A 15894-nucleotide genomic window follows, 5' to 3' on the forward strand; every position below is an offset into this window, starting at 1 on the left:
GATGCCCCGCGTCCGCCGCGCCCCCGCCCCGACCAGCGCCGCCTCGCTGCTGCAGCTGATGTGGCTGGCCTCGCCGGCGCTGCCGGTCGGCGGCTTCAGCTACTCCGAGGGGCTGGAGTCGGCGGTCGATGCCGGCCTCGTCACCACCGAGGCGCAGGCCGCCGCCTGGCTGCTCGACCAGCTGCGCCTGGGCCTCGCCCGCAGCGACCTGCCGCTCGCCGCCAGGGCCTTCGCGGCCTGGCAGCGTGACGACCGCGACGCGATCCGCGAGCTGAACGACTGGGTCGTGCAGACCCGCGAGAGCAGCGAGATGCGCCTGCAGGCCGAACAGATGGGCCGCTCGCTGCTCGAGTGGCTGAAGAACCGCGGCCTCGCCGACGAGCGCCTCGCGGTGCTGGCCGCCCTGAAGCCGGCGCCGACCTGGCCGGTGGCGTTCGCACTGGCCGCCGCGCAGACCGGTGCGCCGCTGCGCGACGCGCTGCTGAGCCTTTGCTTCGGCTGGGCCGAGAACATGGTGCAGGCCGCGCTGAAATCCGTGCCGCTCGGCCAGAACGCCGGCCAGCGCGTGCTGGCCGCGCTGGCCGACGCGATTCCCGCGGCGGTCGACCGCGCGATCGCGGCCACCCACGCCGAGCGCCAGGCCTTCACGCCGATGCTGGCGATCCTGTCGGCACGCCACGAGGCGCAGTACTCGCGGCTGTTCCGCTCCTGACGATGATCCACGTCCTGCTGGTCGATGACGACCTCGACCTGCGCCAGCTCGTCAGCGACTACCTGCAACGCTATGGCATGCGGGTGAGCGCGGTGGCCGATGCCGCGAGCCTGCGGCGCGTGCTGCGCACGGGCCTGGGCGGCCCCGACCCGTTCAAGGTGCTGCTGCTCGACCTGATGCTGCCCGACGGCAACGGGCTCGACCTGTTCCGCTGGGTGCGCGAGATCGCGCCGCTGCCGGTGATCATGCTGACCGCGCAGGGCGACCCGGCGAGCCGCGTCGTCGGCTTGGAGCTCGGCGCCGACGACTACCTGCCCAAGCCGTTCGAGCCGCGCGAGCTGGTGGCGCGCATCCATGCGGTGCTGCGCCGCGCCGGGGCCGCCCCGGTCGCCGCGCCGACCGCGACCGTGCTGCAGTTCGCCGGCTGGACCTTCGACCGGCTGCGCCGCCAGCTGACCTCGCCGCAGCAGGTGGTGGTCGCGCTCTCGTCGGCCGAGTTCCGGCTGCTGTCGGCCTTCGTCGACCACCCGAACCGCGTGCTGAGCCGCGACCAGCTGCTCGACCTGACGCGCGCACCCGGCGCCGAGGTGACCGACCGCAGCATCGACCTGACGGTGTCGCGGCTGCGCCAGAAGCTCGACGAGCCGAACCTGATCCGCACCGTGCGCGGCGAGGGCTACCTGTTCAACGGCAACGACGGCGGGGCGCGCGCTTGAGCCTGTTGCAGCGACTGCGCCCGCTGTTCAGCAACAGGTTGTTCAGCAACCGGCTGTTCAGCGACACCCTGTTCAAGCGGCTGATGCTGCTGATGTGGGTCGCGCTGGTGGCCAGCCATTTCCTCAGTTTCGCGGCGGTGCGCAGCATCGCCGACGGGCTGGGCAACGGGCCGCCGATGGGCTCGCCCGCACCCGGAAACGACGGCATGGGCGTGCCGCCGCTGTCATCGCTGCCGCCCGGCCTGCTGCCCAAGGGCGGCCCGCAGGGGCCGGGACCCGGCAGCGCGGGGCCGGGCGGACCGCCACCCCCGGGGCAACCCGGGCGACCACCGGTCGGCGCGCCGCCGATGCGCTCGCTGTGGCTCGACTACCTGGTGCGCTTCCTGGTGATCGGCGGGGCCGCCTGGTGGGGCGCGCAGTGGCTGTCGCAGCCGATGCGCCGGCTGGCCGATGCGTCGCGTGCGCTCGGCCAGGAGATCGCACAGCGCCGCCCGGCGCCGACGCTCGACGAGCACGCGGGCACGCGCGAGGTGCGCCAGGCCGCGCAGGTCTTCAACACGATGGCGCAGCGCCTGCACGAGCAGTTCGGCGCGCAGGGCCTGCTGATGGCCGCGATCTCGCACGACCTGCGCACGCCGCTGGCCCGGCTGCGCCTGCGGCTCGAGACGATGGAGCCAGGGGCGCAGACCGAACGCTGCATCGCCGACCTGCAGGAGATGGACGCGCTGATCGGCAGCGTCCTGTCGATGCTGCGCGACCAGCATGCGCCGCAGGCGCGCCAGCGCGTCGACCTGCGCGCCTTGCTGCAGGCCCAGGTCGACGACCGGGTCGAGCAGGGCCTCGCGGTGCGCATCGCCGACGACAGCGGCGGCGAGGCCGTCGTGCTGGCACAGAGCGAAGCCCTGGGCCGCATCCTCGGCAACCTGATCGGCAACGCGCTGCGCCATGCCGGTTCGGCCGAGCTGAGCCTGCGCGGCCATCCCCGCGAGCTGGAGCTGTGCATCGACGACCACGGCCCCGGCATCCCCGAGGACCAGCTGGAGACGGTGTTCCGCCCGTTCTACCGGGTCGCCAGCAGCGGCGGCAGTGGCCTGGGCCTGTACATCGCAAGGGACCTGGCCGAACGGCTGGGCGGCCATCTGACGCTGTCGAACCGGCCCGAAGGCGGCCTGCGGGCCCGGCTGCTGCTCCCACGCGCCTGATCGCCGCTCGGGTACACCGCAGACACAGTTCAAATGGACCGTGTCCAAGTTGATACAAAGCGACGATATTCCCGACACCGTCGGCGACCAGCATCGGCAGCCTCACAGCCACTGCCTCGCCAACACCATGTCCGACACCCTTCGCCACCACGCCCTCGACCACGAGCAGCCCTCATGCGACCCCCACGGGCCTCATCACGAGCACGATCTCGGCCTTGTCCACGACCTGCAGGTGATGCAGCGCCGGCGCGCACTGACCTGGCTGGCCGGCGTCGGCGCGGTGACCGCGGTGTCGTCGTTGCTCGGCTGCGGTGGTGGCGGCAGTTCCACGGACACCACCACCAGCAGCTCTTCGGGGTCCAGCGGCTCCGGTGGATCTTCCGGCTCCGGCAGCAGCTCCTGCTCGGTCATCCCGGAAGAGACCGCCGGCCCCTACCCCGGCGACGGCTCGAACAGCGTGAACGGCAGCGTCGCCAACGTGCTCGGGGTGAGCGGCATCGTGCGCAGCGACATCCGGTCGAGCCTCCCCAGCAGCCTGGGCTCGGCGGAGGGCGTCACGTTGACCGTCACGCTGACGCTGGTCGATACCAACACCAGTTGCGCCGACCTCTCCGGCTATGCGATCTACCTGTGGCACTGCGACCGGGAGGGGCGCTACTCGATGTACTCGTCGGGAGTCACCAGCCAGAACTATCTGCGCGGTGTGCAGGAGACCGATGCCAACGGGCAGGTCACGTTCACCACCGTGTTCCCCGGCTGCTACGCCGGCCGCATGCCGCACATCCACTTCGAGGTGTACCGCAGCCTGGCCACGGCCACCTCGTCGACCAGCAAGATCAAGACCTCGCAGATGGCGTTCCCGGTCGCCGATTGCAGCACCGTCTACAGCACGGCCAGCGGCTACAGCGCGAGCGTGAGCAACCTGAACCAGATCAGCTTCGCGACCGACAACGTGTTCAGCGACGGCGTCACGCTGCAGATGGCCACGCTGAGCGGCAGCGTCGCGGCCGGCTACACCGCCGCGCTGACCGTGGGAATCGCGGCCTGAGACCTGTTTTTTTGACGAAGGAGACAGCGACATGACGACCTTGAACCGCATCAACCGAACCCTGGCCGCCGCCGCGGCCACCCTGCTGCTGGCGCTGCCGCTGGCAGGCACCGCCGCTGACCCGGCCGCATCGCAAGGCGGCAAGCCGCCGGCACCGCCGCCCGAGGCGATCGCCGCGTGCAACGGCAAGGCCGAAGGCGCCGCCGCGAGCTTCGCCGGCCGCAACGGCGAGACCATCTCGGGCACCTGCCAGAAGATCGGCGACGTGCTCGCGCTGCGCCCGGCCGGCGGCCCGCCAGGGGGTGGGCAGGGCGGCGGACAAGGCGGCAAGCCGCCGGCCAAGAAAGGCTGAGCGCCCGGCCGGCACTACACTCGGTTCGCCCCGACTCCCCGGACGAACCGATTCCCCCATGAGCGCCGCACTGCACACCATCCCCCACCGCACGAAGAAACTGCCGCCGCTGCGCGTGGGGGTGGGCGGCCCGGTCGGCTCCGGCAAGACCACCCTGGTCGAGATGCTGTGCAAGACGATGCGCGAGCGCTACGACCTGGTSGYCRTCACSAACGACATYTACACSAAGGAAGACCAGCGCMTSCTGACSGTSRSCGGCGCGCTGGAMGCCGAACGCATCATGGGYGTSGAGACCGGCGGCTGCCCGCACACCGCSATMCGCGARGAYGCSTCGATCAACCTCGAGGCGGTCGACCGGATGCTCGGCAAGTTTCCCGACGCCGACATCGTGTTCATCGAGTCCGGCGGCGACAACCTCGCCGCCACCTTCAGCCCCGAGCTGAGCGACCTGACGATCTACGTGATCGACGTCGCGGCCGGCGAGAAGATCCCGCGCAAGGGCGGTCCCGGCATCACGAAGAGCGACCTGTTCGTGATCAACAAGACCGACCTCGCGCCGCACGTCGGTGCCGATCTGTCGGTGATGGAGGCCGACACGAAGCGCATGCGGCCGAACCGGCCTTATGTGATGAGCAACCTGAAGACGAACGCCGGCCTCGCCGAGGTGGTGGCGTTCATCGAGAAGAAGGGCATGCTGGCCTGAGGCGCCGGCGCCCCAGGGCAGGCTACCGCAGGTTGAGCGTGCTCTGCAGCGCGCGCACCGCGCCGGCGCCGATCGACGCGCCGAAGCGCTTGGCCAGCCGCTCGGCGACGTTGTCGCGCGGCGTGTAGTCGATCACCTCCTCGGCCTTCACGACCTCGCGCGCCACCATGTCGAGGTTGCCCAGGTGGTCGACCAGGCCCATCTCGAGCGCCTGCTGGCCGTTCCAGAACAGGCCGCTGAAGGTGTCCGGCCCGATCTTCAGCCGCTTGCCGCGGCCTTCCTTCACGACGCCGATGAACTGCTGGTGGATCTGGTCGAGCATCGCCTGCGTGTAGGCGCGCTGCTTCTCGCTGACCGGCGAGAACGGGTCGCCGATGCCCTTGTTCTCGCCCGCGGTCTGCAGACGGCGCTCGACGCCCAGCTTCTCCATCGCGCCGGTGAAGCCGAAGCCGTCCATCAGCACGCCGATCGAGCCGACGATCGAGGCCTTGTCGGCATAGATCTCGTCGGCCGCGACCGCGATGTAGTACGCGCCCGAGGCGCAGGTTTCCTCGACCACCGCGTACACCTTCTTCCGGTGCTTGGCCTTCAGCCGGCGGATCTCGTCGTTGATGATGCCGGCCTGCACCGGGCTGCCGCCCGGCGAGTTGATGCGCAGCACGATGGCCTGGGCGCCCTCGTCCTCGAACGCATTCTTCAGCGCGCCCACCAGCAGCTCGGCACTCGCCTCGGTGTCGGATGCGATCTCGCCGCGCACCTCGACCAGCGCGGTGTGCGGCCCGCTCGGCGTGGCCGCGTGGTTGCGCGCCGTCAGCAGCGCCCAGGCGATGACCGCGAACACCAGCAGCCAGCTCCAGCGGAAGAACAGCTTCCAGCGGCGATCGCTGCGGCGGTCCTTGAAGAAGGCGCGGGCCAGCTCCTCGACGGTCTCTTCCACCGACGGCTTGGCAGGAGCGGCCGCCACCACGGGGGCGGGTGCAGGAGGAGGAACAGGCGCGGCAGCGTCGRGCGAGGGCAACTCGTCGTGCGGATTCATGCAGGGCTTTCGGCGGCCTTCGTTCAGTCTTCGAAGGCGGGTTGGATGTCGCGCGAAGGATACCAATAGACCTCACCGGCCTCTTCCTCGACACGCAATTCCGTCAGCTTGCCGCGGCCACACGGCCCGGCGACGCAGCGGCCGTTCAGCGGATCGTAGGCCGCACCGTGGATCGAGCACAGGATGAACTCGCGGCCGCTGTCGAGGAATTCGCCGGGCTGCCAGTCCATCTCGGCCGGCACGTGCGCGCAGCGGTTCAGGTAGGCGACGACGCGACCCTCGAAGCGCAGCGCGAAGGCGCGCGTCGGCTCGCGGTACTGCAGCACGTCGAACACCAGCGCCTGCCCCTTCTCGGGCAGTTGCGCCGCGGCGCACAGGTGGCGCCGCGCGGCCGGCTCGGGCATCAGCGGCGGCAGGGGTGAGGGTGGCAACACCGGCTCAGCCATGGCGGTCCAGCCATTCGCCCAGCTCGGGCACCGAATGCGCGACGAAGCGCGGCGCGTAGCTGTCGAAAGCGTCCGGTTCGTGCGCCCCGTAGCTGACGCCGATGCAGGCCACGCCGGCATTCACCGCCATCTGCAGGTCGTGCGTGGTGTCGCCGATCATCAGCGTGCGCTCGGGCGCGACGTCCAGCTCGGCCATCAGCTCGAACAGCATCTGCGGGTTCGGCTTCGATGCAGTTTCGTCGGCGGTGCGGGTGGCATCGAAATGGCGGGCCAGGTCGGCGGTGCGCAGCGCCTCGTCGAGCCCGCGGCGCGATTTGCCGGTGGCCACGCCCAGCCAGTGGTTGCGCGCCTTCAGCGCGGCCAGCATCTCCAGCGTGCCGGGGAACAGCACGATCTCGTGCTGGCGCGCGAAGTAGTGGTGGCGGTAGCGGTCGGCGAGCGCCGGGTACAGGTCGCGGCTCAGGCCCGGCGCGGCATGCTGCAGCGCCTCGGCCAACCCGAGGCCGATCACGTAGCTCGCGTCCTTGTCGCTCGGCACCACGGTGCCCACGTCGGCGCAGGCCGCCTGGATGCAGCGCGCGATCAGCGTGGTCGAGTCGAACAGCGTGCCGTCCCAGTCGAAGGCGATCAGGTCGAACTGGCGGGGACGGGTCATGACGGCAGGCTCTGGAGGAATGCACTGCATTCTGCCGGCAACGGCGCCTCGAGTTCGATGGCCTCGCCGCTCGCGGGGTGCTCGAAGCGCAGCCGCCGCGCATGCAGGAACATGCGCTCGAAGCGCGCGCCCTGCACCGCCTCGCCGCGCGCCAGGGCCTTGTTGACCGCGAAATCGCCGTATTTCTCGTCGCCGGCGATCGGGTGGCCCTCGTGCGCCAGGTGCACGCGGATCTGGTGCGTGCGGCCGGTCTTGATCGTCACGTCGAGCAGCGTGAAGCCGGCGTAGGCCTGCGCGATGCGCACCAAGGTGATGGAACGACGGCCATCTTCGTTGTCCTCGTCGACCGCGCGCACACGCCGTTCGCCTTCGCCGGTCAGGAACTTGTGCAGTGCCACGTCGATGACCTTGCGCGAGGCCGGCCAGGCACCGATCACCAGCGCCGCATAGGTCTTGCCGGTCTCGCGGCTGCGGAACTGCTCCTGCAGCGCGACCAGCGCCGAGCGCTTCTTCGCGATCAGCAGCAGGCCGGAGGTTTCCTTGTCGAGCCGGTGCACCAGCTCGAGGAAGCGCGCCGTCGGCCGCGCCTGGCGCAGCTGCTCGATGACGCCGGAGCTGACCCCGCTGCCACCGTGCACCGCGACGCCGGCCGGCTTGTTCAGCGCGATCAGGTGATCGTCCTCGAACACCACCGGGAACTCGCGCGCCGGTGCGGGCGGCACCGCCGATGGATCGGCCATGCGCACCGGCGGCACGCGCACCCGGTCGCCGATCGCCAGCCGCGTGTCGGCGGCGGCACGCCCCTTGTTGACACGCACCTCGCCCGAGCGGATCACGCGGTAGACGTGGGTCTTGGGCACGCCCTTCAGCAGCTTGATCAGGAAGTTGTCGAGCCGCTGGCCCTCGGAGCCTTCATCGATCTCGACCGTCTGGACGGCCGGCGCAGCCGCCTCGGCCGGCCCCCTCACCGCGGTGCTTGCCGGCCGACCTGCTTTGGCCCCTATAATGCGTTGCACCACGTTGTTGTCGTAAGTGTTTGATTTTTCTGAGTTTAACGTCGATGACGTTGAACCGGCACGAACGGCAGCGGTGGTGGTCGGGCCCGAGGGTCCGGCCAACAGGTGATGCAACATGCCCGGCTTGCGGTAGGCCCCGTCCCCATGCGACGAGGCGGCACGCAGCCCGGCATGGCAGAGAAACAAAGAACGAACCCCTGTCAAAAAGGTTTCCAGGCAGGAGACATCGAAGCGGGGTCCTCGCCTACCGGCGGCGGCCCTTGATCTTCAGCCTCCTTCCCGCGTCCAGCAGTCATTGCGGAACATGTTCCCGGCACCCACCCCCCACCACTGCCCACCGTGTGCCTTGCGCGCCGTACCCCGGCCTCGTGCCTGCGGGTTTGCGCTGGCCGGCCGTGCCGGGGTCGAGCCTCGAACACCGGCCTCGTGCCCCGCAGCGCCCGCTGTCTCGCATGCGCCAACGCTGCCTGACCGGCCGATCCACTGATCGATCCCGCGTCAACGCAGTCCAGGGCGATTCCTTCCGGTTCATCCACGTTTCTCGTGCATCGATGAGTCGCCCCTGAAGTTTCAGAGGCGGCATGTTGAGTGGCTGCCACTCGCGCACAACACGGCGCGGTGGTGGCGAAGGAGCGCACATGAAACGCATGCTGATCAATGCGACGCAGCCCGAAGAGCGTCGCCTCGCGATCGTCGACGGCCAGAAGCTGCTGGACTTCGAGACCGAGATCGAAGGCCGCGAGCAACGCAAGGGCAACATCTACAAGGCCGTCGTCACGCGCGTCGAGCCCTCGCTCGAGGCCTGCTTCGTCGACTACGGCGAAGACCGCCACGGCTTCCTGCCGTTCAAGGAAATCTCGAAGAACTACTTCCGCGACGGCGCCGACGTGCGCAACGCGCGCATCCAGGACGCCATCCGCGAAGGCGACCAGCTGCTGGTCCAGGTCGAGAAGGAAGAGCGCGGCAACAAGGGCGCGGCCCTCACCACCTTCGTCTCGCTGGCCGGCCGCTACCTGGTGCTGATGCCCAACAACCCGCGCGGCGGCGGCGTGAGCCGGCGCATCGAGGGCGAGGATCGCGAGGAGCTGAAGGAAAACCTCGACCAGCTCGAGTACCCGAAGGGCATGAGCCTGATCGCCCGCACCGCCGGCATCGGCCGCAGCGCCGCCGAGCTGCAGTGGGACCTGAACTACATGCTGAAGCTGTGGACCGCCATCGACGGCGCTTCGCAGGGCGGCAAGGGTGCGTTCCTGATCTACCAGGAGTCGTCGCTCGTGATCCGCGCGATCCGCGACTACTTCACGTCGGATGTCGGCGAGATCCTGATCGACACCGACGACATCTACGACCAGGCGATGCAGTTCATGAACCACGTGATGCCGGAATCGGCCGCACGTGTGAAGCGCTACCGCGACGACGCCCCGCTGTTTTCGCGCTTCCAGATCGAGCACCAGATCGAGACCGCGTTCTCGCGCACGGTGAACCTGCCGTCCGGCGGCGCGATCGTGATCGACCACACCGAGGCGCTGGTCTCGGTCGACGTGAACTCGGCCCGCTCCACGCGCGGCAGCGACATCGAGGAAACCGCGACCCGCACCAACCTGGAAGCCGCCGACGAGATCGCGCGCCAGATGCGGCTGCGCGACCTGGGCGGCCTGATCGTCGTCGACTTCATCGACATGGAAGAGTCGAAGAACCGCCGCGAGGTCGAGACCCGGCTGCGCGACGCGCTGCGCCAGGACCGCGCCCGCGTGCAGTTCAGCTCGATCAGCAAGTTCGGCCTGCTCGAGCTCTCGCGCCAGCGCCTGCGCCCGGCGCTGAGCGAAGGCAGCCACATCACCTGCCCGCGCTGCAACGGCACCGGCCACATCCGCGACACCGAATCCAGCGCGCTGCAGATCCTGCGCATGGTCCAGGAAGAGTCGATGAAGGACAACACCGCCGCCGTGCATGTGCAGGTGCCGGTGGAGGTGACCTCGTTCCTGCTGAACGAGAAGCGCACCGAGATCACGAAGATCGAGCTGAAGCAGCGCATCACCGTGCTGCTGGTGCCGAACAAGCACCTGGACACGCCGAACTACAAGCTCGAGCGCCTGCGCCACGACGACCCGCGCCTGGAGAACCTGCAGGTCAGCTACTCGATGATCGAGGAGCCGGACGACGAGGTCGGCATCACGCGCCGCGAGAAGGCCAAGGCCAAGCAGGAGCCGGTGATCAAGGGCATCCTGCCCGAGACGCCCGCGCCGATCGTGCCGCCGAAGCCGGCACCCGTGCCGGTCGCGGCGCCGGTGGCGGTGGCCCCAGCGCCCGCACCGGTGGCAGCACCCGCGGCCGCCGGCGGTGGCTTCTTCGGCTGGGTCAAGCGCCTGTTCGGTGGCGGCGAGCCGGAAGCGGCACCGGCCGTCAAGGCGCCTGCAGCGGCGACCGGCGATGCCGGCGCGAAGCGCGACGGCCGTGGTGAACGTGGCGATCGCGGTGACCGTGGCAATGGCCGCGGCGGCCGCGGCGACCGTGACGGCAAGCGCGATGGCCGCCGCGGTGAGCGCGGTGGAGATCGGGGTCGTGGCGAAGGCCGCGGCGAGGGTCGCCCAGAGGGTGGCCGTGGCGAAGGTCGCGCGGAAGGTCGCGGTGAGGGCCGCAATGAGGTCCGCACCGAGGGCCGTCCGGAAGGCCGTGGCGATCGCCCGGAACGTGGCGAGCGTGGCGGTGAGCGCGGTGGCCGCCGCAACGAGCGCAGCGAGCGTGTCGAGGAAGTGGCGAACACGGAAGCCGGCGCCGCAGCAGTCGCACCGCGCACGGACGAACGTCCGCCGCGTGGGGAAGGTCGCGGAGAACCGCGCGGTGAGGGCCGGGGCGAAGGCCGTGGCGGCCGCGGTCCGCGCCCCGAGCGCGAGCGTCGCCCGGCCGATGCGCCGGTTGACGGTGCGGTGGCAGGCGCCGCGGCGCCGGTGCAAGCGTTCAGCGACACCGTGCCCAGCCCCGATGCAGAAGGCGGCGAAGCGCGTGAAGGCGGCCGTCGCCGTCGTCGTGGCCGCGGTGGCCGCGACCGCGACGAAGCCCGCAACGGCGAAGCCGTCGTGAACGAGAACGGTGAGCAGGTCGCGAACGCGTCGGGTGACGACACGGTCCGCACCGAGTTGCCGGTGGACGCAGTCGGCCAGCAGGGCGAGTCCGTCGAGTCGGCCGACGCACCGGAGGGCGGCAACGCCACGCCGGAAGGCGGCGAACGCGATGGGCGCCGCCGGGGTCGCGGCCGCGATCGTCAACGCCGTGAACGACGTGACGAAGCCGATGGCAGCGCGCCGCCGGCCGAAGGCGCCGAGCCCGGTGCCGCGGGCGACAGCCCAGCCGCTGCGGTGGCCGAGCCGGCGTACCGCTCCGAGATCGCCGAGGCACCCGCCTACACACCGCCTGCGTACACGCCGCCGGTCCCGGCGCCTGTCGTCGAAGCGCCGGTCGCCGCGCCCGTGGTGGCCCAGGCCCCCGCAGTGGCAACACCGGTTGCAGCGCCTGTTACAGCAGCGCCCGTCGCCGCGCCGATCGCAGCCCCCGTGGCCGCGCCGGTCGAGCGCTTCGTGCTGCCGTTGTCCGACCTGCAGTCGGTCGCGCAGACCGCCGGCCTCGAATGGGTCAACTCGGATGCCGACAAGATCCGGGCCGTGCAGGAAGCGATGGCCCGCGAGCCGAAGCCGATCCACGTGCCGCGCGAGCCCCGCCCGCCGGTCGCGATCGATGAAGGCCCGCTGGTACTGGTCGAGACGCGCAAGGACCTGTCGCAGGTCAAGCTGCCGTTCGAATCGGAGTCCGGCAAGCCGGCCGCCTGAGCCCGGAGTTTCTGACAGCGCGTGACAACGCGACAACGGCGCCTTCGGGCGCCGTTTTTCATGGTGCGCGGCAAATGACGCTGCAGCGCATCGTGATCACGCAGAACGCATCGCGCCGGCCGCTCGACCAGCACACTATTGAAGCGCCCCGATCAGGGCAGCCGTTCGAGCGCGTTCTGGTWGGTCGGCTGGTGCATCAGCTCGTCCCACGGCAGCGGCGAGGTCTGCGGCAGCAGCTCCAGGCGGCGTGTCTCGCTGTTCGCATCGGCCTGCCAGCGGCCCTGCGCGAGCGCCTGGGCCAGGCCGTCGAGCAGCGCATCCACCGGCCGGCCGTTGTCGACCTTCGACTGGTTGCACAGCAGCACCAGGTCGCAGCCGGCGTTCAGCGCTGCGATGCCGGCCTCGACCGCGGTGCCGGCGACGCGGGCGCCTTCCATGCTCAGGTCGTCGCAGCAGATGGCGCCGGTGTAGCCGAGCTGGCCGCGCAGGATCTCCTTCAGCCAGCGCGACGAGAAACCGGCCGGCACCGCATCGACCTGCGGGAAGGTCACGTGCGCCGGCATCACGCAGGTCAGCGTGGTCGACAGCCAGTCGTAGGGTTTCGCATCTTCATCGAGGATCTGCTGCAGCGTGCGGTCGTCGACGGCACGCGCGACATGCGAATCGGCCACCGCATAACCGTGCGCCGGAAAGTGCTTGCCGCAATTGGCCATGCCGGCGCGCAGCAGGCCCGTCGACAGCGCCTGCGCGAGGATCGCGACGACGCGCGGGTCGCGGTGGAACGCCCGGTCGCCGACGACCTCGCTGCGGCCATGGTCGAGGTCGACCACCGGCGTGTAGCTCAGCTCGACGCCGCAGGCGCGCAGCTCGGTGCCCAGCACGTAGCCGGCCGACGTGGCCGCATCGACGGCGCGCATCGCGTCGCGCATCCACAGCTCGCCGAACTCGCGCATCGCGGGCAGGTGCGTGAAGCCGTCGGTGCGGAAGCGCTGCACGCGGCCGCCTTCATGGTCGGCGGTGATCAGCACGTCGGGGCGGATCGCCTTCACCTCGGCGGTCAGCTCGGTCAGGTGGCGGCGGTCGACCCAGTTGCGGGTGAACAGGATCAGCCCGCCGGTCAGCGGGTGGCGCAGCCGGCGCCGATCGTCATCGGTCAGGGCCGTGCCGGCGATGTCGAGGATCACCGGGGCGTGTTCGCTCATGCTGTCTCTCTTCGCATTCAGGGTTGCTGGGTTTCGAYGACCACGAAGCTCGCCGCGTAATCGCTCTCGTCGGTGACGCTGACGTGGGCGACCAGGTGCCGCGCCTTGAACCATTGGGCCAGTTCGCCGTGCAGCACGATCTCGGGCTTGCCGCTCGGCAGGTTGACGATCTCGCAGGCGCGCCAGGTCATCGGCATGCGCATGCCACGGCCGATGGCCTTCGAGAACGCCTCCTTGGCCGAGAAGCGGGTCGCCAGGAAGCTGATGCCGCGCGCCTCGACGCGGGCGCGCCGCGCGTGGAACACCACCAGCTCCTGCGGGCCGAGCACCTTGGCCGCGAAGCGCTCGCCGCGCCGCTCGAGCGTCGCCGCGATGCGGCGCACGTCGCAGATGTCGGTGCCGATGCCGTAGATCACCGCGCGGCCGCCCGCTGGATGCAGCGCAGGTAGTCGCGCACCGTCTCGACCAGGCCGAGCTCGAGCGCATCGGCCACCAGCGCATGGCCGATCGACACCTCCTGGACGCCGGACACGGCCCGCAGGAAATCGGTCAGGTTGTCGCGGTTCAGGTCGTGGCCGGCGTTCACGCCCAGGCCGGCGCGCAGCGCCGCCTCGGCGCTCGCGGTGAAGCCGGCCAGCACCGCCGCGCCGGCGGGCGTGCCGTGCGCGCTCGCGAAGGTCTCGGTGTAGAGCTCGACGCGGTCGGCGCCGACCGCGCGCGCCGCGGCCATCGCCTGCGGCTCGGGATCCATGAAGAGGCTGACGCGCACGCCCATGGCATGCACTTCGGCGATCAGCGGCGCGAGGCGCGCGGCATCCTCGGGGAAGCGCCAGCCGTGGTCGGAGGTCGACTGCTCGACGCTGTCGGGCACGAAGGTGCACTGGTGCAGCGGCAGGCCGCGGCGCTTCAGCTCGCGCGCGAAGTCCATCAGGTTGTGGAACGGGTTGCCTTCGATGTTGTATTCGATGTGCGGCGTCGCCTGCAGCAGTTCAGCGAGTTCGTAGACATCGCCGGCGCGGATGTGGCGCTCGTCGGGCCGCGGGTGCACGGTGATGCCCTGCGCGCCGGCCTGCAACGCCAGCTCGGCGGCGCGGGTCACGCTCGGGATGCCGAGGTGGCGGGTGTTGCGCAACAGCGCGACCTTGTTCAGGTTGACCGACAGCGCGGTCAGGCCGCGGTGGGGATCGGTGCCCGTTGTCTGGAGGGGGTTCATGGTGTCGTCAGCGCTCCAAGGCTTGCACGTCGAGCATCACCTGCCGCGTGCGCAGCACCGGTGAGCCCAGATGATAGTGAAGCAGCGCCCGCAGCAGCAGCTTCAGTTCCTGCAGCGCCGGCGCGCAGGCCTGCTGCAAAGCCACGAGGCTGCCGTGCTGCAGCGCGGCCTGCAGGCCGACCAGCGTCTGGCCGGCCAGCTCGTTCTCGCGGCCGCGTGCGGTCACGACACCCTGTTCCGGCAGCAGCAGGTAGCGCCCCGCGGGATCGACCTCGGCCTGCGTCATCGTCACGCAGCTGAGGTCCGGCAGCACGCCGACCTGCTGCAGCAGCGCCAGCTCGAAGGCGCGCAGCGCCGCTTGCACGATGCCGTCGTCGGCGGACGCCATCAGCGGCAGCGTCTCGGCATAGGCGTCGAACAGCGCCGGATGGGCATCGCTGCGGGCGAGCAGCTTCATCAGCAGCTCGTTCAGGTAGAAGCCGCTGAACAGCGCCGCGCCGGTCAGCATCGCGTGGCCGCCGGCCCATTCGGCACCGCGCAGCGTCTGCACCTCGCTGGTGGACTCGGCGGACGGCTCGGCGGCGCGCGGCGGCTTGCCGAGCGTCACCTGGATGCGCTGGAACGGCAGCAGCACCGAGCGCAGCTGCGAGTACGGCCGCTTGGCGCCCTTGGCCACCACGGCGATGCGGCCCTGCTCGCGGGTGAACAGGTCGAGGATCAGGCTGGATTCGCTCCAGTCGTAGCGGTGCAGCACGTAGGCCGCCTGCGTGGCCGGTGGGCGCGCGGGGCGGGTGGCCATGCGCGGCGGCTACTCGTAGCCGTAGGTGCGCAGATGCTCTTCGTCGTCGGCCCAGCCCGATCGCACCTTCACCCACAGTTCGAGGAACACGCGGCCGTCCATCAGGCGTTCGAGCTCCTGGCGGGCCTCGGAGCCGATGCGCTTCAGGCGCTCGCCGTCGGCGCCGATCACCATGCCCTTGTGCGCATCGCGCTCGACGATGATGGTCGCGGCGATGCGGCGCAGCGCGCCCTCTTCCTCGAACTTGTCGATCACGACGGTGGAGGTGTAGGGCAGTTCGTCGCCGGTCAGGCGGAACAGCTTTTCGCGGATGATCTCGCTGGCGAGGAACTTCTCGCTGCGGTCGGTCAGCGCGTCTTCTTCATAGAACCACGGCGCTTGCGGCAGGTAGGGCTTCACGATGCCCAGCAGGCGCTGCACGTCGCTGTCCTTTCGGGCGGTCAGCGGCACGAACTCGGCGAAGGCATGGCGGTCCTGCATGCCCTTCAGCCAGGGCACGAGGTCGGCGCGGCGGTGCACCGCATCGAGCTTGTTGGCGATCAGCATCACCGGCTTGTCGGCCGGCATCAGCGCCAGCACCTTCGCGTCGTCGAGCCCGAAGCGACCGGCCTCGACGACGAACAGCACCACGTCGACATCGCCGAGCACGCCCTGCACGGTGCGGTTCAGCGTGCGGTTCAGCGGTGCGCTGTGGCGGGTCTGGAAGCCGGGCGTGTCGACGAACACGAACTGCGTGTCGTCGACCGTGCGGATGCCGGTGATGCGGTGGCGCGTCGTCTGCGCCTTGCTGGAGGTGATGCTGACCTTCTGGCCGACCAGCGCATTCAGCAGCGTCGACTTGCCGACGTTCGGCCGGCCGACGATCGCGACCAGGCCGCAGCGCGTGGCCACGGCTTCACCGGGCTCGGCGGCGGCGCCAGTGCCGGTGTCGCCGTCGTCATCGGCAGGGGTCTCGGGGATGTCGGTCATG

16 protein-coding genes are annotated in these 15894 nt (G+C 70.4%); 7 read left to right on the forward strand and 9 right to left on the reverse strand.

Annotation, left to right across the window (positions count from 1 at the left end):
- Position 1: 1 nt before the first annotated feature.
- The 6 genes from AC1D12_RS01595 to ureG all read left to right on the forward strand — a co-directional run bounded on the left by AC1D12_RS01595 (position 2) and on the right by ureG (position 4733).
- Entirely contained in the window at positions 2-712 is a 711-nt protein-coding gene (locus AC1D12_RS01595) for an urease accessory protein UreF (RefSeq protein ID WP_477827244.1), read from the forward strand.
- Between the two features lie 2 nt (positions 713-714).
- Positions 715-1428 (forward strand): response regulator, encoded by a 714-nt coding sequence (locus AC1D12_RS01600; RefSeq protein WP_477827245.1) that lies wholly within the window; start codon positions 715-717, stop codon positions 1426-1428.
- A complete protein-coding gene (locus tag AC1D12_RS01605; protein ID WP_477838567.1) occupies positions 1425-2630 on the forward strand; it encodes an ATP-binding protein in 1206 nt (401 codons plus the stop codon). Before AC1D12_RS01600 ends, AC1D12_RS01605 begins: the two co-directional genes overlap by 4 nt.
- 127 nt (positions 2631-2757) lie before the next feature.
- Positions 2758-3678 carry a dioxygenase family protein gene (locus AC1D12_RS01610; RefSeq protein WP_477827247.1) on the forward strand — a complete coding sequence of 307 codons (921 nt, stop codon included), beginning with the start codon at positions 2758-2760 and terminating at the stop codon, positions 3676-3678.
- A 31-nt stretch (positions 3679-3709) separates the two neighbouring features.
- Positions 3710-4030, forward strand: coding sequence for a hypothetical protein (locus AC1D12_RS01615; protein WP_477827248.1), 321 nt, complete (start codon positions 3710-3712; stop codon positions 4028-4030).
- Positions 4031-4088: 58 nt separating this feature from the next.
- Entirely contained in the window at positions 4089-4733 is a 645-nt protein-coding gene (ureG, locus tag AC1D12_RS01620; protein WP_477838569.1) for an urease accessory protein UreG, read from the forward strand.
- Positions 4734-4755: 22 nt separating this feature from the next.
- Here ureG and AC1D12_RS01625 read toward each other — a convergent pair whose 3' ends face one another.
- The 4 genes from AC1D12_RS01625 to AC1D12_RS01640 are packed head-to-tail and all read right to left on the reverse strand — an operon-like array spanning position 4756 to position 7838.
- Positions 4756-5769, reverse strand: a complete 1014-nt coding sequence (locus tag AC1D12_RS01625) for a S49 family peptidase (protein WP_477838571.1) — start codon at positions 5767-5769, stop codon at positions 4756-4758.
- A gap of 23 nt (positions 5770-5792) precedes the next feature.
- Positions 5793-6200 (reverse strand): Rieske (2Fe-2S) protein, encoded by a 408-nt coding sequence (locus tag AC1D12_RS01630; RefSeq protein ID WP_477827479.1) that lies wholly within the window; start codon positions 6198-6200, stop codon positions 5793-5795.
- Between the two features lie 7 nt (positions 6201-6207).
- A complete protein-coding gene (locus AC1D12_RS01635) occupies positions 6208-6870 on the reverse strand; it encodes an HAD family hydrolase (RefSeq protein ID WP_477827478.1) in 663 nt (220 codons plus the stop codon).
- Positions 6867-7838 (reverse strand): RluA family pseudouridine synthase, encoded by a 972-nt coding sequence (locus AC1D12_RS01640; protein ID WP_477827477.1) that lies wholly within the window; start codon positions 7836-7838, stop codon positions 6867-6869. Before AC1D12_RS01640 ends, AC1D12_RS01635 begins: the two co-directional genes overlap by 4 nt.
- A gap of 686 nt (positions 7839-8524) precedes the next feature.
- On the opposite strand from AC1D12_RS01640, the gene AC1D12_RS01645 reads away from it, so the two are divergent.
- Positions 8525-11710, forward strand: a complete 3186-nt coding sequence (locus tag AC1D12_RS01645) for an Rne/Rng family ribonuclease (RefSeq protein WP_477838573.1) — start codon at positions 8525-8527, stop codon at positions 11708-11710.
- 152 nt (positions 11711-11862) lie between these two features.
- Here the strand turns inward: AC1D12_RS01645 and nagZ are convergent, their stop codons facing one another.
- The 5 genes from nagZ to era are packed head-to-tail and all read right to left on the reverse strand — an operon-like array spanning position 11863 to position 15893.
- Positions 11863-12912, reverse strand: coding sequence for a beta-N-acetylhexosaminidase (nagZ, locus tag AC1D12_RS01650; protein ID WP_477838575.1), 1050 nt, complete (start codon positions 12910-12912; stop codon positions 11863-11865).
- A gap of 17 nt (positions 12913-12929) precedes the next feature.
- Positions 12930-13328, reverse strand: a complete 399-nt coding sequence (gene acpS / locus AC1D12_RS01655) for a holo-ACP synthase (protein ID WP_477838577.1) — start codon at positions 13326-13328, stop codon at positions 12930-12932.
- Positions 13325-14125: a pyridoxine 5'-phosphate synthase gene (locus AC1D12_RS01660; protein ID WP_477838579.1), complete on the reverse strand. Its 801-nt coding sequence runs from the start codon at positions 14123-14125 to the stop codon at positions 13325-13327. Before AC1D12_RS01660 ends, acpS begins: the two co-directional genes overlap by 4 nt.
- A gap of 7 nt (positions 14126-14132) precedes the next feature.
- On the reverse strand, positions 14133-14924 hold the full coding sequence (gene recO, locus AC1D12_RS01665; RefSeq protein ID WP_477828359.1) for a DNA repair protein RecO: 792 nt from the start codon (positions 14922-14924) through the stop codon (positions 14133-14135).
- A 9-nt stretch (positions 14925-14933) separates the two neighbouring features.
- Positions 14934-15893 carry a GTPase Era gene (gene era / locus AC1D12_RS01670; RefSeq protein WP_052211190.1) on the reverse strand — a complete coding sequence of 320 codons (960 nt, stop codon included), beginning with the start codon at positions 15891-15893 and terminating at the stop codon, positions 14934-14936.
- Position 15894 lies beyond the last annotated feature (1 nt).

It is taken from the genome of Rhizobacter sp. P1_G5 (genome assembly GCF_056405435.1).